Annotated in this window: 20 protein-coding genes and 1 tRNA gene; 14 read left to right on the forward strand and 7 right to left on the reverse strand. The window is 74.7% G+C overall.

The window, feature by feature from the left end:
• The first annotated feature begins 13 nt into the window (after positions 1 to 13).
• The 12 genes from CELGI_RS08340 to CELGI_RS08395 all read left to right on the forward strand — a co-directional run bounded on the left by CELGI_RS08340 (position 14) and on the right by CELGI_RS08395 (position 11,665).
• Positions 14 to 976 (forward strand): site-specific tyrosine recombinase XerD, encoded by a 963-nt coding sequence (locus tag CELGI_RS08340; protein ID WP_013883683.1) that lies wholly within the window; start codon positions 14 to 16, stop codon positions 974 to 976.
• 37 nt (positions 977 to 1,013) lie between these two features.
• A complete protein-coding gene (locus CELGI_RS08345) occupies positions 1,014 to 1,877 on the forward strand; it encodes a ParA family protein (RefSeq protein ID WP_013883684.1) in 864 nt (287 codons plus the stop codon).
• The gene (locus tag CELGI_RS08350) at positions 1,861 to 2,730 is read left to right on the forward strand and encodes a segregation and condensation protein A (protein WP_013883685.1); all 870 of its coding nucleotides are present in this window, start codon (positions 1,861 to 1,863) and stop codon (positions 2,728 to 2,730) included. The genes CELGI_RS08345 and CELGI_RS08350 overlap by 17 nt, the downstream gene beginning before the upstream one ends.
• On the forward strand, positions 2,727 to 3,410 hold the full coding sequence (gene scpB, locus CELGI_RS08355) for an SMC-Scp complex subunit ScpB (protein WP_013883686.1): 684 nt from the start codon (positions 2,727 to 2,729) through the stop codon (positions 3,408 to 3,410). Before CELGI_RS08350 ends, scpB begins: the two co-directional genes overlap by 4 nt.
• Entirely contained in the window at positions 3,407 to 4,360 is a 954-nt protein-coding gene (locus tag CELGI_RS17575) for a pseudouridine synthase (protein ID WP_013883687.1), read from the forward strand. Before scpB ends, CELGI_RS17575 begins: the two co-directional genes overlap by 4 nt.
• Positions 4,357 to 5,466, forward strand: coding sequence for a prephenate dehydrogenase (locus CELGI_RS17580; protein ID WP_013883688.1), 1,110 nt, complete (start codon positions 4,357 to 4,359; stop codon positions 5,464 to 5,466). The genes CELGI_RS17575 and CELGI_RS17580 overlap by 4 nt, the downstream gene beginning before the upstream one ends.
• Positions 5,448 to 6,173 (forward strand): (d)CMP kinase, encoded by a 726-nt coding sequence (cmk, locus tag CELGI_RS08370; protein WP_041574156.1) that lies wholly within the window; start codon positions 5,448 to 5,450, stop codon positions 6,171 to 6,173. The genes CELGI_RS17580 and cmk overlap by 19 nt, the downstream gene beginning before the upstream one ends.
• Entirely contained in the window at positions 6,170 to 6,892 is a 723-nt protein-coding gene (locus CELGI_RS08375; protein ID WP_013883690.1) for a lysophospholipid acyltransferase family protein, read from the forward strand. Before cmk ends, CELGI_RS08375 begins: the two co-directional genes overlap by 4 nt.
• A 54-nt stretch (positions 6,893 to 6,946) precedes the next feature.
• Positions 6,947 to 8,422 carry a ribosome biogenesis GTPase Der gene (gene der, locus CELGI_RS08380; protein ID WP_013883691.1) on the forward strand — a complete coding sequence of 492 codons (1,476 nt, stop codon included), beginning with the start codon at positions 6,947 to 6,949 and terminating at the stop codon, positions 8,420 to 8,422.
• The gene (locus tag CELGI_RS08385) at positions 8,419 to 9,471 is read left to right on the forward strand and encodes a hypothetical protein (protein WP_013883692.1); all 1,053 of its coding nucleotides are present in this window, start codon (positions 8,419 to 8,421) and stop codon (positions 9,469 to 9,471) included. Before der ends, CELGI_RS08385 begins: the two co-directional genes overlap by 4 nt.
• Positions 9,472 to 9,498: 27 nt before the next feature.
• A tRNA-Pro gene (locus CELGI_RS08390) sits at positions 9,499 to 9,572 on the forward strand.
• A 203-nt stretch (positions 9,573 to 9,775) separates the two neighbouring features.
• On the forward strand, positions 9,776 to 11,665 hold the full coding sequence (locus CELGI_RS08395) for an AfsR/SARP family transcriptional regulator (protein WP_013883693.1): 1,890 nt from the start codon (positions 9,776 to 9,778) through the stop codon (positions 11,663 to 11,665).
• Positions 11,666 to 11,905: 240 nt separating this feature from the next.
• Here the strand turns inward: CELGI_RS08395 and CELGI_RS08400 are convergent, their stop codons facing one another.
• The 5 genes from CELGI_RS08400 to CELGI_RS08420 form a co-directional block, all read right to left on the reverse strand.
• Complete coding sequence (locus CELGI_RS08400; protein ID WP_013883695.1) at positions 11,906 to 13,768, reverse strand: ABC transporter ATP-binding protein; 1,863 nt, start codon at positions 13,766 to 13,768, stop codon at positions 11,906 to 11,908.
• Entirely contained in the window at positions 13,765 to 14,316 is a 552-nt protein-coding gene (locus CELGI_RS16470) for a TlpA family protein disulfide reductase (RefSeq protein WP_013883696.1), read from the reverse strand. The genes CELGI_RS08400 and CELGI_RS16470 overlap by 4 nt, the downstream gene beginning before the upstream one ends.
• Positions 14,316 to 14,846: a MauE/DoxX family redox-associated membrane protein gene (locus CELGI_RS16475; protein ID WP_013883697.1), complete on the reverse strand. Its 531-nt coding sequence runs from the start codon at positions 14,844 to 14,846 to the stop codon at positions 14,316 to 14,318. Before CELGI_RS16475 ends, CELGI_RS16470 begins: the two co-directional genes overlap by 1 nt.
• 128 nt (positions 14,847 to 14,974) lie before the next feature.
• Positions 14,975 to 15,919, reverse strand: a complete 945-nt coding sequence (locus CELGI_RS08415) for a VOC family protein (protein ID WP_013883698.1) — start codon at positions 15,917 to 15,919, stop codon at positions 14,975 to 14,977.
• Positions 15,920 to 15,999: 80 nt separating this feature from the next.
• Positions 16,000 to 16,575, reverse strand: a complete 576-nt coding sequence (locus CELGI_RS08420; RefSeq protein WP_013883699.1) for an NADPH-dependent F420 reductase — start codon at positions 16,573 to 16,575, stop codon at positions 16,000 to 16,002.
• Positions 16,576 to 16,684: 109 nt separating this feature from the next.
• Here CELGI_RS08420 and CELGI_RS08425 point away from each other — a divergent pair, with 109 nt between their 5' ends.
• On the forward strand, positions 16,685 to 17,269 hold the full coding sequence (locus tag CELGI_RS08425) for a MarR family winged helix-turn-helix transcriptional regulator (RefSeq protein WP_013883700.1): 585 nt from the start codon (positions 16,685 to 16,687) through the stop codon (positions 17,267 to 17,269).
• A 2-nt stretch (positions 17,270 to 17,271) separates the two neighbouring features.
• Here CELGI_RS08425 and CELGI_RS08430 read toward each other — a convergent pair whose 3' ends face one another.
• Together CELGI_RS08430 and CELGI_RS08435 are read right to left on the reverse strand one after the other, a co-directional pair.
• Complete coding sequence (locus tag CELGI_RS08430) at positions 17,272 to 18,303, reverse strand: fatty acid desaturase family protein (protein WP_013883701.1); 1,032 nt, start codon at positions 18,301 to 18,303, stop codon at positions 17,272 to 17,274.
• Positions 18,304 to 18,452: 149 nt separating this feature from the next.
• Positions 18,453 to 19,865, reverse strand: coding sequence for an alpha-amylase family protein (locus tag CELGI_RS08435; RefSeq protein WP_013883702.1), 1,413 nt, complete (start codon positions 19,863 to 19,865; stop codon positions 18,453 to 18,455).
• A gap of 99 nt (positions 19,866 to 19,964) precedes the next feature.
• On the opposite strand from CELGI_RS08435, the gene CELGI_RS08440 reads away from it, so the two are divergent.
• Entirely contained in the window at positions 19,965 to 22,223 is a 2,259-nt protein-coding gene (locus tag CELGI_RS08440) for an aryl-beta-d-glycosidase (RefSeq protein ID WP_013883703.1), read from the forward strand.
• Positions 22,224 to 22,264: the final 41 nt, after the last annotated feature.

A 22,264-nucleotide genomic window follows, 5' to 3' on the forward strand; every position in this document is an offset into this window, starting at 1 on the left:
GCCACGCACGACGATGACCGCGCCCAGCGACGCCGAGGCCGCTCCCGCGCTGCGGCTCGCCCTCGAGGGCTACCTCGCGCACCTCGCGGTGGAGCGCGGTCTCTCGCGCAACACGCTCGCGGCCTACCGGCGTGACCTGGAGCGGTACCTCGCGTTCCTCGCCGCGCGTGGCCGGGCCGAGCCCGGCGACGTGGTCGAGCGGGACGTCGAGGACTTCCTGACGGCGGTGCGCACGGGACAGGACGGGCGTGCGGCGCTCTCGGCTGCGTCGGCCGCGCGCGCCGTGGTGGCCGTGCGCGGCTGGCACCGGTTCTGGGTCCGCGACGGCGTCACGCCCACCGATGCCGCGCACGCGGTGCGGCCGCCGGCGCAGCCCCGCCGCCTCCCGAAGGCCATCCCGGTGGAGCAGGTCACCGCGCTGATCGAGGCGGCCGGGCTGGGCGACGGCCCGGTGCCGCTGCGCGACCGCGCGCTGCTCGAGCTGCTGTACGCGACCGGCGCGCGCATCTCCGAGGCCGTGGGCGTGGACGTGGACGACGTGGACCGGACGCCGGGGCACGGCTACGCGCGCCTGTTCGGCAAGGGCGGCAAGGAGCGCGTGGTGCCGCTCGGCTCGTTCGCCCTCGAAGCCCTGGAGGCCTATCTGGTGCGCGCGCGTCCCGCACTCGCGTCCGCGGGGCGCGGGACTCCCGCGGTGTTCCTCAACACGCGCGGGGCGCGCCTGTCCCGGCAGAGCGCGTGGGCGGTGCTGCGCACCGCTGCCGGGCGCGCGGGCCTGGGGGACGCCGAGCACCTGTCACCCCACACGCTGCGGCACTCGTTCGCGACGCACCTGCTCGCGGGCGGTGCCGACGTCCGGGTGGTGCAGGAGCTGCTCGGGCACGCGTCCGTGACCACCACGCAGGTCTACACGCTCGTGACGCCGGACTCGCTGCGCGAGGTCTACCAGCTGAGCCATCCACGGGCGCGGCGGTGACCACCCGGCACCGGGCCGCTCCGGTAGGTTGTGCGGCGTGGTGAGCACCGACACGACGCAGGACCTCGACGCAGTGGGGCGTCCCCTCCCGGTCTTCCCGGAGCCCGCGCCCTTGGCGTCGCACGGCCCCGCGCGCGTGATCGCGATGTGCAACCAGAAGGGTGGCGTCGGCAAGACGACGACCACCATCAACCTGGCCGCCGCGCTCGCCGAGTACGGGCGCAAGGTGCTGATCGTGGACTTCGACCCGCAGGGTGCCGCGTCGGTGGGCCTCGGGGTGAGCCCGCACGAGCTCGACCGGACCATCTACAACCTGCTCATGGAGCGTGACGCGACCATCGGGGACGTCATCCGCTCGACGAGCACGCCCAACCTGGACCTCCTGCCGGCCAACATCGACCTGTCGGCCGCCGAGGTGCAGCTCGTGGGTGAGGTGGCCCGCGAGTCGGTGCTGTCACGCGTGCTGCGCCCCGTGCTGGACGACTACGACGTGGTGCTCATCGACTGCCAGCCGTCGCTGGGCTTGCTGACGGTCAACGCCCTGACCGCCGCGCACGGCGTGCTCATCCCGCTCGAGTGCGAGTTCTTCGCGCTGCGCGGGGTCGCGCTGCTCATCGAGACGATCGAGAAGGTCCGCGACCGGCTGAACCCGCGCCTCGAGGTCGACGGCATCCTGGCCACCATGTACGACTCGCGGACGCTGCACGCCCGCGAGGTCGTGGCACGCGTGCACGAGGCGTTCTCGGACACGCTCCTGCACACGGTCATCGGGCGCACCGTCAAGTTCCCGGACGCGACCGTGGCGGCCGAGCCGATCACGACGTACGCCCCGTCCCACGCGGGCGCGGCGGCCTACCGTCAGCTCGCGCGCGAGCTCGTCGCCCGTGGCGACGCCGCCTGAGACCGCGCCGGCGGGTACCGCAGGCTTCGAGGTCCACCTCGAGAACTTCACGGGCCCGTTCGACCTGCTGCTGGGCCTGATCGCCAAGCACAAGCTCGACATCACCGAGGTCGCGCTGGCGCGCGTGACCGACGAGTTCATCGCGTACATCCGCGCCGCCGAGGCCGGGTGGGACCTCAACCGCGCCTCGGAGTTCCTCGTCGTCGCGGCCACGCTGCTCGACCTCAAGGCCGCCCGGCTGCTCCCGTCGGCGGACGTCGAGGACGCCGACGACCTCGAGCTGCTCGAGGCGCGTGACCTGCTGTTCGTGCGCCTGCTGCAGTACCGCGCGTACAAGCAGGTGGCCGCGCACCTCGCGCACCGGTGGGCGACCGAGGGGCGCCGGTTCCCCCGCACCGTCGGGCTCGAGCCGCACCTGGCCGCGCTGCTGCCGGAGCTCGTCCTGCAGGTCGGCCCGGAGCAGCTCGCCGCACTCGCCGCGAAGGCGCTCGCACCCCAGGCGCCTCCGCCCGGCGTGGACATCAGCCACCTGCACGCGCCGCCGGTGTCGGTGCGCGAGCAGGCCGCGGTGCTCGTCGACCGCCTGCGGCATTCCGGCGCCGCCTCCTTCCGCGCGCTGGTGGCGGACGCGGGGTCGACGATCGTCGTGGTGGCGCGCTTCCTGGCCGTGCTCGAGCTGTTCCGCGAGGGTGCGGTCGGGTTCGACCAGGTGACGCCGCTGGGCGAGCTGACCGTGCGGTGGACCGGCGCGGCCGAGGGCGACGTCACGGTGTCCGACGACTTCGACGAGGGCGACGGTCCGGGCGACCCGCTCGACCCCGCCGCAGCCGAACCCCAGGAGGCAGACGCATGACCGACGCGCCAGAGCAGGACGCACCGGACGACGAGGTCGCGGCGGGTGCGCACGACGAGCCGGTCGTGCCCGACGACCTGGCGTTCGACGTCGAGTCGTTGCCCGGCGGGGCGCTCGGCGCGCTCGAGGCCGTGCTCATGGTCGCGGACGAGCCCGTCTCGGCCGTCCGGCTCGCGACGGTCCTCGCGCTGCCCACCGCCCGGGTCGAGGAGCTGCTGCACGAGCTCGCCGCCGACTACCGGGGCGAGCACGGCGGGCGCGTGCGCGGGTTCGAGCTGCGCGAGGTCGGGCAGGGGTGGCGCGTGTACTCGGCACCGGCCTACGCGGACGTCGTCGGGCGGTTCGTGCTCGACGGCCAGACCGCGCGGCTGACCCAGGCCGCGCTCGAGACGCTCGCGGTGATCGCCTACCGGCAGCCCGTCACCCGCGGACAGGTCTCGGCGGTGCGCGGCGTCAACGTCGACGGCGTGGTGCGCACGCTCGTGGCGCGCGGGCTGATCGTCGAGACGGGCACGGAACCGACCAGCGGTGCGCTGCTGTACGCGACCACGGGATACTTCTTGGAGCGGATGGGCCTGTCCACCCTCGACGAGCTGCCCCCGCTCGCCCCCTACCTGCCGGAGATCGATGCCTTCGAGGGCGTCGACGACACCGGCCGCACGATCGGAGAACCCGTATGAGCCCGCAGCAGCGCCGTGGTGATGGCGACCGTCCCGCACGCCCCGGTCGTGCCGGCGGCGCCGGGGGAGCGTCCCGGGGTGCCGGCGGTCCCGGTGGCGGCGCCAAGAAGCCGCACCGCGGCCAGGCCGGCAAGCCCGCGGGCGGCTCGCGCGGCAAGGCGGCCCCGGTGCGCCGCGGTCCACAGCGCCCTGCCGTCAGCGCCGCGCCGATCGACGTGCACGACCCCGAGGGCGTGCGCCTGCAGAAGGTGCTCGCCGCCGCCGGGATGGGCTCGCGCCGCGCATGCGAGACGCTCATCTCGTCGGGCCGCGTCGAGGTCGACGGGCAGGTCGTCGTCGAGCTCGGGGTGCGCATCGACCCGAAGAAGGCCGTGGTGCTGGTCGACGGGATGCGCGTCCAGCTGGACACGTCGCACGTGACGATCGCCGTCAACAAGCCCAAGGGCGTCGTCTCGACGATGCACGACCCCGAGGGCCGGCCGTCGGTCGCCCAGTTCGTGCGGGACCGCAGCGAGCGCCTGTTCCACGTCGGCCGCCTCGACGCGGACACCGAGGGGCTGCTGCTGCTCACGAGCGACGGCGAGCTCGCCAACCACCTGTCGCACCCGTCGCACGGCGTGCCCAAGACGTACCTGGCCGAGGTGCAGGGCCGGGTCACGCCCGCGCTCGCCGCTCGGCTGCGCAAGGGCATCGAGCTCGACGACGGTCCGGTCAAGGCCGACGAGGTGACGATCGTGCAGGCGCTGTCGCACGCGAGCCTCGTCGAGATCGTGCTGCACGAGGGGCGCAACCGCATCGTCCGCCGCATGTTCGACGCGGTCGACCACCCGGTGACCAAGCTGGTCCGCACGCGCATCGGCCCGATCCGGCTGGGCGACCTCAAGCCGGGCCGCACGCGCGTCCTGTCCCAGGTGGAGATCGGCTCGTTGATGTCGCAGGCGGGCATGTGACGGCCGCGACCCATGGTCCCGTCCTGGTGGTCGGGACCGGCCTGCTGGGCGCGTCCGTGGGTCTGCGGCTGCGCGCGCTCGGCGTCGACGTCCGGCTGCAGGACCCGTCGCGCACCGCGGTCGCGCTCGCTCGCGACGTGGGTGCGGGCCGGCCGGCGGCACCCGATGACGACGAGCCGACGCTCGTCGTGGTGGCCGCCCCGCCGGACGTGACCGCCGACGTGGTGGCGCGTGAGCTCGCCCGGCACCCGGAGGCGGTCGTCACGGACGTCGCGAGCGTCAAGGGTCACGTGCTCGCGGAGCTCCGCGCGGCCGGTGCCCCGCTGGACCGGTACGTGGGCTCCCACCCGATGGCCGGACGTGAGCGCTCGGGCCCGTCGGCCGCCGTGCCGGACCTGTTCCTGGGCCGGCCGTGGGTCATCGCGCAGGCGCAGGAGTCGGCGGCGCACGCCGTGCTGGCCGTGCGCGAGCTCGCCGTCGACCTGGGCGCGGTGCCGGTGACGATGGACGCGGACGCGCACGACGCCGCGGTCGCGGCGGTCTCGCACGTGCCGCAGGTGGTGGCCTCGCTCATGGCGGCCCGCCTGGTCGACGTCGACGAGTCCGCGCTCGGGCTCGCGGGGCAGGGCCTGCGCGACGTGACGCGCATCGCGGCCTCGGACGCCGAGCTGTGGACCTCGATCCTCGCGGCGAACTCCGCCGCCGTCCGGCCGCTGCTCACGGCGCTGCGCGGCGACCTCGACGCGGTCATCGACGCGCTGGCGGCCGCGGACGCCGCCCAGGGTCCGGAGACGGTCGGGGCCGGTGCGCTCGTGACGATCGCGCACGCGATCGCGCGCGGCAACGACGGAGTCGCGCGGATCCCGGGCAAGCACGGCGGCGTGCAGCGCACGTACGACGAGGTCGCCGTGCTGGTCCCGGACGAGCCGGGCGCGCTCGCACGCCTGCTCACCGACGTCGGCGAGGCCGGCGTCAACCTCGAGGACCTGCGCCTCGAGCACGCGGCCGGCCGCCCGGTCGGCATGACGATCATCTCGGTGCTGCCCGGAGCGGTGGCCCACCTGGAGGCGGAGCTGACGGCCCGCGGATGGAGGCTGGTGGCGTGAGCACGCTCGTCGTCGCGATCGACGGGCCGTCGGGCTCGGGCAAGTCGAGCGTCTCGCGCGAGGTCGCGCGACGCCTGGGGCTCGCGTACCTGGACACCGGTGCGATGTACCGCGCGGCGACGTGGTGGTGCCTGCACGAGGGCGTGCCGCTCGACGACCAGCCGGCGGTGGCGCGCGCGGTGCGGGCCCTCCCGCTCGACCAGGGCGTCGACCCCGCCGCACCGCACGTCCGCGTCGGCACGACCGACGTCGACGAGGCGATCCGCGAGACCGCGATCTCGGCCGCGGTCAGCGCGGTGGCGACCAACCTGGACGTGCGCGACGAGCTGCGCGAACGGCAGCGCGCCGCGATCGCGGCGCAGGCGGACGCCTCGTCCTTCTCCGCCGGGCGGGGGATCGTGGCCGAGGGACGGGACATCACGACCGTCGTCGCACCTGATGCGGACGTGCGCATCCTGCTCACCGCGTCCGAGGAGGCCCGGCTCGCGCGGCGCGCACGCGACGTGCACGGCTCGGACGACGACGACGCGGTGGCCGCGACCCGCGACCAGGTGCTGCGGCGCGACGCGGACGACTCGACCGTCGTGCAGTTCCACGTCGCCGCGGACGGTGTGGTCACGGTCGACTCCTCCGACCTGGACTTCGAGCAGACCGTGCAGGCCGTGCTCGCGGTGGTCGCGCGCGCCGCGTCGGACGGTGCGCGATGAGCGCACGCGCGGACCGACCACGGGACCCGGTCCCGTCCGCTCGCGGACCGCGCTGGGCACGGTGGGTGGGCTGGTTCCTGGCGCGCGTGGTGTGGAACACGCGCGTGCTGGGCCGTGAGCACGTCCCCGCCGACGGCCCGGTGCTGCTGGCCGCCAACCACACGGGCGTGATCGACGGACCCGTGCTGGTGGGCGCGGCCCCCCGGCCCACGCACATGCTCATCAAGGAGGAGATGTTCGTCGGCGCCTTGGGCCGCTTCCTGCACGCCGCGGGCCAGATCCCGGTGGACCGGGACGGGGGTCGCGGCGCCCTGGCCGCCGCTCTCGGCGTCCTCAAGCGCGGCGGGGTCGTCGGGGTGTTCCCCGAGGGCTCACGCGGGCGGGGCGACGCCGCGGACGCCCGCGCAGGCATCACGTGGCTCGCGCTGAACGGACGCGCACCCGTCGTGCCGGTCGCGGTGCTCGGCACGCGCCGGACGGGCGAGGGCGTCAACCACGTCCCGCGCGTGCGACGGCGCGTGGTGGTCGCGTTCGGCGAGCCCGTGGTGCTGGAGCGGCCCGCGGGCATGTCGGGCCGGCAGGCGATGGTCGAGGCCAACGAGCGGCTGCGCGACGCGCTCGCGCTGCACGTCGCCGCGACCGTGACCGCGACGGGTCTCACGCTGCCGACGGACGCCCCTCTGGAGTCCGCGGCGGACGCCGGCGCGGCCGAGACATGACCCGTCCCGCGCGCTGGTGAGGCCGCACCCCGCGCGTCGGGGACAATGGTCGGCATGAGTGAGCCTGAGGTCGACTTCGTCCTGCCCGACGAGGCGGGGGACGCCGAGCGTGAGCGCGCGCTGCGTGCCGGTCTCGCGGAGTACGAGCTGGAGGACGACGACCTCGCGCTCCTGCACGGCGTGCACGGCGACGACGAGGACGACGACGCCCCCGCGGCGCTTCCGGTGCTGGCGATCGTCGGCCGGCCGAACGTCGGCAAGTCGACGCTGGTCAACCGCGTGATCGGCCGCCGCGAGGCGGTGGTCGAGGACAAGCCGGGCGTCACGCGCGACCGCGTGAGCTACCCCGCCGAGTGGGCCGGACGCCGGTTCATGGTCGTCGACACGGGCGGCTGGGAGGTCGACGTCGCGGGCATCGACGCGCGCGTCGCCGAGCAGGCGGAGGTCGCCATCGCGCTGGCCGACGCGGTGGTCTTCGTCGTCGACGCGACCGTGGGCTCGACCGACACGGACGAGCAGGTGGTCCGCCTGCTGCGGCGCGCGGGCAAGCCCGTGGTGCTGTGCGCCAACAAGGTGGACGGTCCCGCGGGTGAGGCCGACGCGGCCGCGCTGTGGGCACTCGGCCTGGGGGAGCCGTACCCGGTCTCGGCGCTGCACGGCCGCGGTACGGGCGACCTGCTGGACGCGGTGCTCGACGCCCTGCCCGAGGTCTCCGAGCACGGCGTCGTGCGGCCGCAGGGCCCGCGCCGCGTCGCGCTCGTCGGACGGCCCAACGTCGGCAAGTCCTCGCTGCTCAACAAGGTCGCGGGTACGCAGCGCGTCGTCGTCGACGAGATCGCGGGCACCACGCGCGACCCGGTGGACGAGCTGATCGAGCTCAAGGGCGTGCCGTGGGTGTTCGTGGACACCGCAGGCATCCGGCGCCGCGTGCACCAGACGCAGGGCGCGGACTTCTACGCGAGCCTGCGCACGCAGGCCGCGATCGAGAAGGCCGAGGTCGCCGTCGTGCTGCTCGACGCGTCGCAGCCGATGACCGAGCAGGACACGCGCGTGGTCCAGCAGGTCATCGACGCGGGCCGTGCCCTGGTGATCGCGTACAACAAGTGGGACCTCATGGACGAGGACCGCCGGCCGTACCTCGAGCGCGAGATCGAGAAGGAGCTGGTGCAGGTCACCTGGGCGCCGCGCGTCAACATCTCCGCGAAGACCGGCTGGCACGCCGAGCGTCTGGTGCCCGCGCTCGAGCGTTCGCTCGAGTCCTGGGACACTCGGATCTCCACGGGACGCCTCAACGCGTTCCTGGGCGAGCTCGTCGCGGCGCACCCGCACCCCGTGCGCGGCGGCAAGCAGCCCCGCATCCTCTTCGCGACGCAGGCCTCGACCCGACCGCCCCGCTTCGTCGTGTTCACCACGGGCTTCCTGGACCCGGGCTACCGCCGGTACATCGAGCGCCGCCTGCGGGAGACGTTCGGGTTCGAGGGCACGCCCATCACCATCTCCGTGCGCGTGCGGGAGAAGCGCCGCCGGTGAGCTCGCCGTCGCGTGGTCTGCGCGGCACGCTCCTGCGCTGGGGCCTGCCGCGTGACCCGGACGCGTCCCGGCACCTGACGGGCTTCCTCGTCGTGACCGTGGTGACCGTGCTGGTCACGCGCGGCGCGCTCGCCGCGGCCGGCTTCCCGCAGGTGGGCGGCGACGGCCTGCACGTCTCGCACGTGCTGTGGGGCGGGCTCCTCATGGGGCTCGCGCTGGTCCTGGCGCTGTCCTTCATGGGGCCGGTCGTCCGGCCGTTCGTGGTGCTGCTGGGCGGCGTCGGGTTCGGGCTGTTCGTCGACGAGGTCGGCAAGTTCGTCACCGAGGACTACGACTACTTCTACGGGCCCACCGCGATGCTCGTGTACGCGTCCGTGGTGGCGCTCGCGCTCGTCGGCGAGGCCGTCACCGCCGGCAGCCGGCCCGTGCCCGCCGAGCGCCTGGCCGCGGCCGTGGACCAGGCCGTCGCGGGCGTCGCGGGAGGCTTCTCGCCACGCGTGCGGGAGCACGCCGAGACGCTGCTCGAGCAGTCGGTAGGGACCACCGGCCACCCGGAGGCCGCCGCGCTGGTCGCCACCGTGCGGCCCGACCACGCCGAGCTGCCCGACCCGATCGCGGCGGTCTCCCGTGCGGTCGTGGCCACCACGCGCCGCCTCGTGCGGGCCGCATGGGTCCCGTGGATCGCGGTCGCCACGATCGTCGGGAGCGCCGTCTTCGCGGTGGTCCGCGGGCTCACCCTGCCCGACGCGGACTCGTCCACGTGGGTGGTCGCCATGCTCGTCGCCGGCGGCGCGGCCACGGCCGTGTCCTGCGCGGTCGGGCTCGCGGTGCGGGGTGACCGCGAGCGGGCCTTCGAGTGGTTCCGCCGTGGCGTCCTGGCCAGCCTGCTGGTCACGCAGGTCGCCCTGCTGCGTGTCGACGAGTGGGCGGGGTACGCGATGCTCGCGCTCGACCTGCTGCTGCTCGGTCTGGTGGGCGCCGAGCTGGAGGTGCTGCGAGCACGCCGCCGCGACCGGGACGTGTCCGAGGCGGAGGCCCGTGTGGGGTAGGCTGTCGCAGGCTTCTTCGGGAGCCATCGGGCTGTGGCGCAGCTTGGTAGCGCACTTGACTGGGGGTCAAGGGGTCGCAGGTTCAAATCCTGTCAGCCCGACCGATTCAGCTGTTCGTCGAAGGCCGTCCTCGGAACGTCGAGGGCGGCCTTCGTCGCGCTGTGCCCGGCCACGACTCCCGGACGAGCGTGGGCCTCGGGGGGTGTGCCGCGCGTCACGCGTGGCCTATCGTTCGTTGCCGAAGCACCGGTCACGGGCCCCTCAGCCCCTCCCGCGTCCGGTGCGGCAGGGGGGAAGCTCGGCCATGGGCAACGGTGTCCAGGACGGCTCGGGAACGCTCGAGCTGCGCGTGCTCGGATCGCCCGAGGTGCGGGTCGACGGTGTGCCCGTGCCCATCAGGGCGACCAAGGTGCGCGCGTTCGCGGCGGCGCTGATGGTGCGGCTCGGCCGGACCGCACCGGTCGGGTCGTTGCTCGCGGACCTGTGGCCGGACGAGCCGCCACGGTCCGCGCTGGCGAACCTGAGGACGTACGCGACGCAGCTGCGCCGCGTGCTGCCGGCGGACCGGCTGCTCACGGTGGACTGCGGCTACCGGCTGGTGCTCGACCCGGACGAGCTGGACCTGGTCAGGTCCCGCCGGCTGGTGGAGGCAGGCCGCGCCGCGCTGCGCGACGGCCGGCCGGTGCTCGCGGCGCAGACGCTCGGGCAGGCGCGCAGCCTGTGGCGCGGCCGGCCGCTGGACGGTGTCGCGCTCGGGCCGGGCCTGGAGGCGACGCAGGCGGCGCTCGACGACGAGCACCGGGTCCTGCAGGAGCTGTGGATCCGTGCGGCTCTGCAGGCGGGCGACGACCGGGTGGTCGCGTGGGCGCGCCGGTACGCGGCGGCCGAGCCGCTGCGGGAGTCGGCGCAGGCGCTGCTCATGCACGTGCAGTGGACGGCGGGGGACAGCGCGGCAGCGTTGCGGACGTACACGGCCGCGCGGCGCCGCCTGATCGAGGAGCTGGGCATCGAGCCCGGGCCCGAGCTGCGGCGGCTGCACGACGAGATCCTGCACGGCGACGCGGCACCTGTCCGCCCCGCAGCCGCCCCGGCCCACGCCGGTGGGGCACCGCTGCCGACCGCGCGGTCCGCGCCGCTCCCGGACGCGGTGCACCACGGCGGCGGGCACGTGCCGCACGAGCTGCCTCCCGCGCCGCCGTTCCTGGTGGGCCGCGACGACCTGCTCGCGCGCGCGACGGCTCGGCTCACCGACGTGGCCGCGGGGCCCGCGGTCGTCGCGGTGCACGGACCCATGGGCGCGGGGTCGTCGGCGTTGGCGGTGACGGCGGCCCGGGCCGTGCAGGACGCGTTCCCCGACGGCGTCGTGCACGTCGACCTGGCCGCGCGGCCGAGCGTGGGCACGCGTGAGGTGCTCGACCGCGTCTTCCGGTCGTTCGTCCCCGACGCACCCGCGGCGGACTGTCCCGACGAGGCCGCGGCACGGCTGCGGTCGCTGCTGCACGGCCGACGCGTGCTGGTGGTGCTCGACAACGCGCCGACCGCTGACGCCGTGACGCCGCTGCTGCCGACGTCTCCTGGCGCGGCGCTGCTGGTCACGAGCAGACCGAGGCTGGTGGGCCTCGACCCCGTGACCCAGCTGGGCGTCGGGCCGCTCGAGACGGTGGACGCGGTCCGGCTGCTCGAACGGGCCGGCGGACGCGCGTTCGTCGGCGCCGACCGTGCCCACGCCGCGACCGTCGCGGAGTGCTGCGACCACCTGCCGCTGGCGCTCGTGCTCGCGGCGGGACGCCTCGCGTGCCGTCCCGAGCTGACGGTCGCGGGGCTCGCCGAGCGGTTCGTCGACGAGTCGCGCCGGCTCGACGCCCTGGAGATCGGGCAGCGCGCGATGCGCGGGCGCCTGGGCGACGTGGTGGCGCAGGTGGAGCGCACGCATCGGGGCGAGCACGTCTCGCGCCTCTACCGGGCGCTCGCAGCCGTGCCCGGGGCCGTCTCCGCGGTCCAGGCCGCGGCGCTGGTGCCCGACCAGGAGCCGGGGCTGGTGGCGGACGGCCTCGAGCGGCTGGCGCACTTCCGTCTGCTGGACGCCGCGCCGGACGGGACGTTCCGCATGCCCACGCTCATCCGCCTGCACGCTCGCGAGCTGGTCGCGCAGACGGCGATGGCCGGCCCCCACCGTCGGGGGCCGGCCACCTAGGAGCGCTCCCACAGAGCGCACGGGCGTGAGGTCAGGCGCACACGCCGGCGACCCGGGCCCAGGGGCCGCAGCTGACCGGGCCGGTGCTGCCCCACACGCACAGGCGGCGGTAGGGGATGCCGTTGACGCACTTGTACTGGTACATGCCACTCCTTCGTGTCCACGACCGTCCATCGGCCGTCGGCACGACGCTAGGAAGAGCGCGCACTTTCTCCGCACATCGCGTGCACACCGCCAGGGTCACGCGTCCGACGCGACGGGCTCCCGGTCGGTGCCCGAGGGCTCGTCGTACCCGCGCCGCTGCAGCGCGAACAGCCGCGCGTACGTGCCGTCGCGTCCGACGAGGTCGTCGTGCGTGCCGTGCTCGGCGACGACGCCTCCGTCCAGGACGACGATCGTGTCGGCCGCACGCACCGCGCCGAGCCGGTGGGAGATCAGCACGCTCGTGCGCCCCTGCCGGAACCGGGTGAGGCTGCCGTGGATGTCGTGCTCGGCCTCGGCGTCCAGACCCGAGCTCGGCTCGTCGAGGACCAGCAGGTCGGCGTCCTCGCGCATGAACGCGCGCGCCAGCGCGAGGCGCTGCCACTGGCCGCCGGACAGCGGGACACCCGTGCTCGCGTCCTCGTCGTCCAGGCCCAGCACCAGGCGGGTCAACGGGGTCGCGTAGCCGCGGGGGAGCGCACGCAGCGCGGGGTCGACGCCGGAGCGCACCGCGGCGCGCTCCACCTGCTCCTGGTCCTCCAGCGCGGCGAGCGAGCCGATGCCGATGTTGTCGTGCGCCGTCATGTCGTACTGCACGAAGTCCTGGAACACGGTCGCGAGACGTGCACGCAGGTCGGCGGGGTCGACGTCACGCAGATCCGTGCCGTCCCACGTGATGCGGCCGTGCGTGGGGTCGTAGAACCGGCACAGCAGCTTGACCAGCGTGCTCTTGCCCGCGCCGTTGACGCCGACCAGCGCGAGCGTGGTGCCGCGGGGGATCACCAGGTCGACGCCGCGCAGCACCCACGGCAGGTCGTCGGCGTAGCGGAACCAGACGTCCTCCAGCCGGATCTCCGCGTCGAGCGGCGCGAGCGCCGCGGGCCGGACCGCGACGGGCAGGTCGGGAGCGCACCCCACGACCGCGACGAAGTGGCCGAACAGCAGGAGGTTCTCGCGCAGCTGGGCGACCTGCTGCGTCGCGGCCGTCGTGGCGGCCTGCACGCCCGCGACCGCCGCGACGAACAGCGTCAGGTCACCGATGCTCAGGCGGCCCACGTGCGCCTGCAGCACGGCCCACACCAGCCCGGCGCCCGCGACCCCCGCGGACAGCAGGCTGAGCCAGCCCTGCACCCGCAGGTCGCGCACGTCGACCGCGCGCTGCTCGGCGTCGGCCGCGCGACGTTCCCGGACGATCCGGCCCAGCAGGAAGTCGCCGAGCCCGAACAGCCGGATCTCCTTGGCGGCCTGCGCGTCGGTCAGGACCATGCTGTAGACCAGCTCGCGGCGCTGCGCGGGCGTGACGTGCCACAGCGTGGTGGCGCGACGCCGGGCGAGCGCGAGCTCGGCGACGAGCGCGGGCACCGCACCCAGCAGGACGACGACGACCATGGGCGGGTTGATCGCGACGAGCGAGACGACGAAGCCGACCGTGGTCAACAGCCCCGTGACCAGGCCGAGCACGAGCTGCACGACCGAGGCGGGAACGCCCGTGGTCGACTGCTGCGCGAGCCGTAGGCGGTCGAGGAACTCCGGGGTCTCGAACCGCGCGATCCCGGGCAGTCGGTTCACGGCCTCGTACAGCCGCACCAGGCTGGCCATGGCGACCGCTCGCTGCAGCTGGGCCTGGAGGTGCTGCTGCACCTGCGGGAGCCACGCGGCCACGACACCCGCGCCCGCCAGGACGAGCGCCACGCTGACGAGCCGGGACGCGGGCGCGTCCCGGCCGAGCGCGTCCAGGAGCAGCTTGGTGCACCACGCCACCACGAGGGGCACGGCGGCGAGCACGACGAGCGCGGCGACGTACGCCGCCGTCACACGCCGGGACGCGCCCCAGGCGAGGCGCAGCGCGTGCGCCGCGTGCCGCGCGAGCGTGCCGGTCCCCGTGCGTTCGGGCACGCTCACGACCACACGCTGACCGGCAGGACCGTCAGATCGGCCTGGAGCCCGCCATACTCGACCACCGCATCCGGCCCGACCCACGCGAAGAACGGGAACTGACCCACCGAGAGCGCCTCGACCAGCCGGTCCGCGTCGTCGCCGACGACGACCTGCGCCTCGTCGCGCAGACGAGCGACGAGCGCGGGTGCGCCGTCGGGCGAGTCCGCGAGGGCCACGACGACGTGCGCTCGCCCGCCCGGGACCTCGCGTGCGGTGGTGAGGAACGCCGGCAGACCCTCGTGGCACGGCGTGCAGTCCGGGCTGAGGACGGCCACCAGGGTCCACGGTGCGAGCGTGTCCGCCGTGAGCGGTGCACCGTCCACGGTCGTGACGGCGAACGGCCGGACCGGCGCGCCCACCGGGAACATCCCCGGGGGCGGACCGCCGGCCGCGGCGCCCGCCGCGACCTGACCACGCAGGTCCCGCACGTCGCGCGCCAGGCGCAGCGTGACCGTGAGGTTGACCAGCACGACGACCGCGAGCAGCACGGTCGTGGCGGCGAGGTACGGCATCAGGACTCCCGGAGCACGGTGCGGTGACGGAGCAGGTCGAGCACGTCGTCGAGCCGGGTGACCGCGAGCGCGAGCAGGCCGGCCACGACGAACCCGCACGCGAGCTGGGGCGCCGCACCCGCCGTGAACGGCGGCGGCGCCTGCGTCGCGCCGAGACAGGCGAGCAGCAGGAACGCGTTGCGGGCGACGTGCTGCGCACCGAGCGTCGCGCCCGCCCCGAAGCACCGGCACTCGACGGCCCGGCCGGTGCGCACCGCCACGACGATCACCCCGACGAACCCGGCCAGCAGGAGCGCCGCGAGCGCGGCACCGAGCGACGCGGTCGCGGGCACCAGGACCAGGGGGACGACGGCTGCCTCGAGCGCCACGACCAGCAGCGCGGCCGGCCGGACCGCCCGGGCGGGGACCAGCCCGGTCCGGCGGACGCTCGCGCGGAACTCGCGGTGGTCGGCGGGACGGACCTTGCTCGCCGCCGACGCCAGGAACACGAGCGCGATCAGGCCGCGACTCACGGCTGCGACGAGCTCCATGGCGATCCCTCCCCGGTGCACACCCGCCGGACGGTAGCGGCGCGGCTGCATACCGCGCGCACACGGCGGATACACCGGGCGGCGCATCCGCCGCCGTGGCGCGTGGCGGATGCGCCGGTCGTGCGCGCTCAGCGCGCGAGGAGCTCCTGCGTGGTCGTCGCGGGCAGCGAGACCGTGACGTGCGTGTCCCACGGGTCGCGCAGGGTGATCGCGCGGCCGTCGTCGGCGAACGCGAGGCCGCGCGCACGCAGCCGGGCGGCGAGCGCGTCGAGGTCGTCGCGCGCAGGCACGCTGACGGCGACGTCGGCCAGACCCAGGGTCGCGGCGCGCGGGCCCGAGCCGGCGCTGTTCCACACGTTCATCGCGACGTGGTGGTGGTACCCGCCCGCGGAGGCGAACAGCGCGCCCGGGTACTCCTTCATGGTCGCCTCGAACCCGAGCGCTCCGACGTAGAACGCCTCGGCGCGCGCGAGGTCGCCCACCTGGAGGTGGACGTGGCCGACGCGCCCGGCGAGGGCCGGCCCGGCGTCGAGCGCGTCCTGCGTCAGGTGCCGGCGCAGGAACTCGTTCGGGTCCAGGTAGGTGGTGTCCATGAGGATCTGGCCGCGCGCGTGCAGCCAGAGCGACCGGTCGCGATCGGTGTAGAGCTCGATGCCGTTGCCCTCGGGGTCGGCGAAGTAGAACGCCTCGCTCACGGCGTGGTCGCTGGATCCGACGAAGCGGCCGCGCGGGTCCTGCGCGGCGCGGTACACGGTCGCGGCCAGGCCGGGCTGATCGTCGAACAGGAACGCCGTGTGGAACAGCCCGGGCTGGTGCGGGTCGACACCCGGCAGGTCGGGCGTGTGCACCAGCCGCATCATCGGCGTGGTGCCCCGGCCCAGCACGCGGTGCACCTCGCGGCCGCGGCTGCGCTCCTCGAGCGGCTCCATGGCGAGCGCCTCGGTGTAGTAGCTCGTCATGCCCTCGAGGTCGCCGACGTGCAGCGTCACGGCGTCCATCGTGGTGGCGGCGTCCAGCACGTCGTCGGTGCGGGGGCCGCTGACCGCGGTCTGCGGGTCGGTCGGGGTGCTCATCGGTGCTCCTGGGTTCTCCTGGTGCGGCTGCGGCGGACCGGGGCGGGGGACCTGCCCCCGCCCCGGGTGCGGTCGGACGGTCAGCGCGCGACGGCGAAGCCGCCGGTCCACGCGACCTGCTCGCCGACGGCGAGCGTGAGCTGCAGGAAGCCGATCGCCTCGAGCTCGTGCGCACGGGCCAGTGAGCCCGCGTCGAGCGCGCCGACGCCACCGGCCTGGACGGCGGCGACGAGCGCCTGCTTGGCCGCCGCGTCGTCGCCCGCGACGAGCACGGTCGTCGGGAGGTCGCCGACCTTCTTGGAGGCGAGCGTCGCCGCGAAGGTGGTGTTGAACGCCTTGAGCACCGTGCTCGAGGGCAGCTTGGCCTGGATCTGGGCCGCCGCGGACGAGCCGGCGGGCACGACGAGCGAGTCGAACGTCTCGAAGTTCAGCGGGTTGGTGATGTCGACCACGGTCTTGCCGGCGAGCGCGTCACCGTAGGCCTCCAGGATCGAGTCGACCGCGGGGTAGGGGACCGCGAGGACGACGACGTCGGCGAGGGGTGCGGTGCCGACCTGCTCGCGCGTCACGTAGGAGACGTCGCTGCCGCCGTCGGCGAGCACCCCACCGATCGCCTTCGCCATGTTGCCGGTGCCGATGATGCTGAACGTGGTCACGGTCGTGCTCCTGTCCTGGGTGGGTCGCGCTGGACCCGGTTGGTTGTACCTACAACTAGAACCGTAGGGCACATTGGTTGTAGATGCAAGTTCTTGGTACGGTGAAGCCATGGAGACCACGGAGCTGCAGCACGACGAGCGCGTCGCGGTCGCCCGGCTGCATGCGCTGCTCGAGCTCCTGCCCACGGCGCTGGACCAGCAGCTGGGGGCGGCGCGCCTCACGTCGTTCGAGTTCACGCTGCTCGAGGCGCTGCACGACGAGCCCGCGCACCGGCTGCGGCTGAGCGCGCTGGCGTCACGCACCAACGCGACGCTGCCGCGCCTGTCCCGCGTGGTCACCGGCCTCGAGCGCAAGGGCCTCGTGGACCGCGCGCCGTGCGAGCAGGACGCACGCGCGACCAACGCCGTGCTGACCGCGGCGGGGGAGCAGGCGTACCTGGACAGCCGGCCCGTCTACGCCCGGGCCGTGCGCTCGCTCGTGCTGGACGGGCTCGACCAGGAGGGCGTCGCGCAGCTCTCCGACCTCACGCTGGCGATCCTGCGCAGGCTCGACCCGCGCGCCCGCCTGGCCGTCACGGCCTCCTCGTCGTGCGACGCCGACCCGCCGACGCAGCGCGACGCGCCCGACGCGGCCACGTGCAGCGCCGACCCGGTGCCCGCCGCCGAGTGTCCTGCGGATCCCGTGGGGGCCTGACGTCAGACCCCGCGGAAGCGGTCCAGCGTCGGGCAGGTCCAGGGGTCGCGCGCCGCGAGCCCGACCTCGTTGAGGTACCGGACGACGATCCCGTAGGACTGCATCAGCGTCGTCTCGGTGTACGGCACGCCGAGCGAGCGGCAGTGCGCACGCACCAGCAGGCGCGTGCGTGCCAGGTGCGGGCGCGGCATCGAGGGGAACAGGTGGTGCTCCACCTGGTAGTTGAGGCCCCCCAGGAGCGCCGTGGCCCACCAGCCGCCCGCGATGTTGCGGGACGTGCGCACCTGCTTGCTGAAGAAGTCCAGGCGCTCGTCCGCCCCGACGATCGGCATGCCCTTGTGGTTGGGCGCGAACGCAGCCCCCATGTAGAGCCCGAACACGGCCAGCTGGACGCCCAGGAACGCGAGCGCGAGCGCCGGTGGCAGGAACCACACGAGCGCGCCCAGGTACAGCGCGAAGTGCGCCGCGATGAGGGCGAGCTCGGTCGCGCGGCCCGCGACCGGACCGCGCACCAGCAGCGAGCGGACGGACTGCACGTGCAGGTTGACGCCCTCGAGCAGCAGCAGCGGGAAGAACAGGTAGCCCTGCCGGCGCGTGAACGTCGCGCGCAGGCCGGAGTGGCGCTGCGCCGCCTCCGGCGTGAACACGATCGCCTCGAACGAGATGTCGGGGTCCTTGCCCACCTGGTTGGGGTTGGCGTGGTGCCGGCTGTGCTTGTTCATCCACCACGCGTAGCTGGTGCCGACGACGAACGTCGCGACGAACCGCCCCAGCCGGTCGTTGGCCGGTCCGCCCTGCAGCACCGCGCGGTGCGAGGCCTCGTGCGCGAGGAACGCGCACTGGGTGAGCAGCACGCCCAGCCCCGCGGCCACCGCGAGCTGCCACCAGCTCGAGCCCAGTGCCACGAATGCGGCAGCGAGGACCACGAAGCCCGCGAGCAGGCCGGCACCGACCAGCACGTAGAACCACCGCGCGCGGCCCAGCAGGTCCGCCGCGCGGACCTCGCGCGCGACCTCGCTGTAGGCGCGCGTCACGTCGGGCTGGTCGGCCGGGCGGGGCCGGGTCGGCCGGATCGGCCGTGCTGAGGCGGTCGGCGGCGTGGAGATGGCGGACCTCGTCTCGGCCGTGGACCGCGTCCCGGCCCGGGGTGGAGCGCCGCGCGCATGCGGGCGCGGTGCAGAAACTACCCGTCCAACTCGTCGTCGTCGCCCGGGGTTCCCGCCAGCACCATCCAGCCGTGCGGCCCCACGACGCCGGGCGTGCTGCCGTCGCTCGCGTCGAGCACGGCGTGCGCGGCGACGTCGGTGGGCAGCGCCCAGGGCGTGTCGTCGAGGTGCAGCGCGAGCAGCAGCGAGCGGCCCTGCGCGGTCAGCTCCAGCAGGATCTGCGTGTTCGTCAGGTGCAGCGTGCGCGTCCGCGCCCGGTGCAGCCACGCGTGGCGGCGTCGCAGGCCGATGAGGTCGCGGTACAGCCGGTGGAGCCGCTCGTCGGGCGCGAGCAGCTCGTCGGGAGCGGGGAACGGCGGACGCACCGCGTCGTCGCCGCCCGCGCGGTCCTCCTTGACGCCGCGGAACGCGTACTCGTCGCCCGCGTACACGCTCGGCGTGCCGCCGAGCAGCGCCAGCAGGACGACCGTGTGCGGCAGGTGCCGGGGGTCGGTCAGGCGGCTCGCGATGCGCGTGACGTCGTGGTTGCCGACGAACGTCGTCGGGACGAACTCGGCGAGCATCGCGCTGTGCCGGCCCAGGGCGTGGTCAAGCTCCCACAGGTTGCGGTCCTCGAGGCTCGACCACACGGCCTTCCACAGCTCGTACTGCGTGACCGAGTCCACGCCCGAGGCCGCCACGAAGCCCGCGTAGTCGCCGTGGATGACCTCCGCGGAGATCCACACGTCGGGATGTGCCGCGCGCACCCGCGGCAGCACGTGCGCCCAGAACCGCTCCGGCACCGCGTACGCGGCGTCCAGCCGCCAGGCGTCGATGCCGCGGTCGAGCCAGCCGGTCATCACGTCCACCACGAGGTCCGCGACGAGCGGCTCGTCGTGGTCGAGCGCGACGAGCCCGTCGTGGCCCTCGAACACGTCGGGCTCCGGCCCGTCGGCCCCGTCGCGCCAGCGCACCCACCGGCCGGCCTCGCTCGTCGGCCCGCCCGCGAGCGCGGCCTGCACCAGGGGGTGCTCGCGGCCCACGTGGTTGAACACGCCGTCGAGCTGGACCTTGAGGCCGCGCGCGTGCGCCTGCGCGATCAGCTCGTCGAGGTCGGCCTCGGTGCCCAGGCGCGGGTCGACGCGACGGTGGTCGACGGTGTCGTAGCCGTGCGTGGAGGACGCGAGCACGGGACCCAGCGCGATTCCGGACGCGCCCAGCTCGACCGCGTGGTCGAGCCACGGCAGCAGCCTGCGCAGGCGGTGCTCGTCGGGGCCGGGCACGTGCGACCGCACCGGGAAGGCGTCCACGAAGCCCAGCGGGTAGACGTGCCACCACACCGCGTGCCGGACCCATGCGGGCTCGTCGCGCAGCGCGTCCCGCGTCGGGCCTCCAGCGGGACCGCGCGTGCGCGCCTCGTCGGGAACGGCCGGGTCGGGTGCGTCGGTCACGCCGCCACGGTAGACCGCCCGCCTGGCCCATGGGTCCCTTACCAGGCGGTAGGTATTGGGCTAGCCTGCGAGCACAGACCCCGCACGAGGAGGTGCCGCATGACCCCGTTCGACGTCGAACGTGTCCTGGCCGAGCTGACCCTGGAGGAGAAGGCGTCCCTGACGTCCGGCTCGGACTTCTGGCACACGCAGCCCGTGGAGCGCGTCGGCGTGCCCGCGCTGATGGTCACGGACGGCCCGCACGGCCTGCGCAAGCAGGCGACCTCGTCGGACCACCTGGGCATCGGCGACTCCGTCCCCGCGACGTGCTTCCCGACGGCGGCCGCGCTCGGCTCGTCGTGGGACGTCGCGCTCGTGCGGCGCGTCGGCGAGGCGCTCGGTCGCGAGACCCGCGTCAACGACGTCGGCGTGCTGCTGGGCCCGGGGGTCAACATCAAGCGCACGCCGCTGTGCGGCCGCAACTTCGAGTACGTCTCGGAGGACCCGGTCGTCGCGGGGGAGATCGGCGTCGCACTGGTCGACGGCATCCAGAGCCAGGGCGTGGGCACCTCGCTCAAGCACTTCGCCGCCAACAACCAGGAGACCGACCGGCTGCGCGTCTCGGCCGACGTCGACGAGCGCACGCTGCGCGAGATCTACCTGCCCGCGTTCGAGCGCGTCGTGACGCGTGCGCAGCCGTGGACCGTGATGTGCGCCTACAACAAGATCAACGGCACGTACGCGTCCCAGGACCCGTGGCTGCTCACCACGCTGCTGCGCGACGAGTGGGGCTTCGAGGGCATGGTCGTGTCCGACTGGGGCGCGGTGCACGACCGCGTCGCGGCGCTCGCGGCGGGCCTCGACCTGCAGATGCCCGCGGCCGGCACGCGTCCCGACGACGAGGTGGTCGCGGCGGTCCGTGCGGGCACGCTCGACGAGGCCGTGCTCGACCAGGCGGTGCGGCGCGTGCTGCACCTCGTGGCGCGCGCGCTGCCCGCGCTCGGCTCGGGCGAGACGTTCGACGCCGAGGCGCATCACGCGCTCGCGCGCGAGGCGGCCGCCGCGGGCAGCGTCCTGCTGCGCAACGAGCCCGTCGAGGGCAGCCCGCTGCTGCCGCTGGACGGCACCGACGGCCTGCTGGTGGTCGGCGAGTTCGCGCGCACGCCGCGCTACCAGGGCGCCGGCTCGTCCCAGGTGCACCCGACACGCCTGGACGACGCGCTCACGGCGCTGCGCGCCGCGGCCGGAGCCGACGTCCCGTTCGAGGCGGGGTTCACGATCGAGGGCGGCCCCGAGGGCGACGACGACGCGCTGCTCGCGGCCGCGGTCGACGCCGCGCGGACCGCCCGGACCGTCGTGCTGTTCCTGGGCCTGCCGGCACCGGACGAGTCCGAGGGGTACGACCGTCCTCGGCTGGGGCTGCCCGACAACCAGGTCACCGCGCTGGCCGCGCTCGCCGCGGTCAACCCGCGGATCGTCGTGGTGCTGGCCAACGGCTCCGCGGTGGACCTGCCGTGGCGCGCGCACGCACCGGCGATCCTCGAGACGTGGCTCGGCGGCCAGGCGGGCGGCTCGGCGGTCGCGGACCTGCTCACCGGGGCCGTCTCGCCCTCGGGCCGCCTCACCGAGACGATCCCGCTGCGCCTGCAGGACACGCCCGCGTTCGGGAACTTCCCGGGCGAGGCCGGGCACGTCCGCTACGGCGAGGGCGTCCTGGTGGGCTACCGCTGGTACGACACGCGCGACCTCGACGTGGCCTACCCGTTCGGCCACGGCCTGACCTACACGTCGTTCGCGTACGACGACGTCGTCGCGCACGTGAACGGCGCGGGTCAGGACGTGACCGTCGACGTGCGCGTCACGGTCACCAACACCGGCACCCGCGCGGGGGCGGAGGTCGTGCAGGTCTACGTGCGCGACCCGCAGGCCTCGGTGCTGCGGCCTGTCCGGGAGCTCGCGGCGTTCACCAAGGTCGCGCTCGCGGCGGGAGAGCGGCGCGAGGTGGCGTTCACGCTCACGGCGCGTGACCTGGCGTACTGGCACCCCGGCCTGCGCCGCTGGGTGGTCGAGGGTGGCGAGTTCGTCGTCGAGGTCGGGGCGTCGTCGCGCGACGTCCGCGGCGAGGTGCACGTGGACGTCGTGGGCGAGCCCCTGTGGGGTGAGCTGACCGAGATGTCGACGATCGCGGAGTGGCTCGCGCACCCCGTGGGCGCGGCGCTCGCAGGCCCCTACCTGGCGTTGCCCGAGGGCGCGCCCGAGCCGGACGACAGCATGCAGGCGATGATCCAGCAGATGCCGATCAAGGTGCTGCTCGACTTCGGGTTCGCGCCGCTCACGCGCGAGGACCTGGACGCGCTCGTGGCCGCGGCCAACGCCTGACCCACCACCGACCGCGGTCGGGTGCCCGCCCCGTGGCACCC

Origin of the sequence: Cellulomonas gilvus ATCC 13127, assembly GCF_000218545.1 — a bacterium.
In the GTDB taxonomy this organism is placed as follows: Bacteria; Actinomycetota; Actinomycetes; order Actinomycetales; family Cellulomonadaceae; genus Cellulomonas; species Cellulomonas gilvus.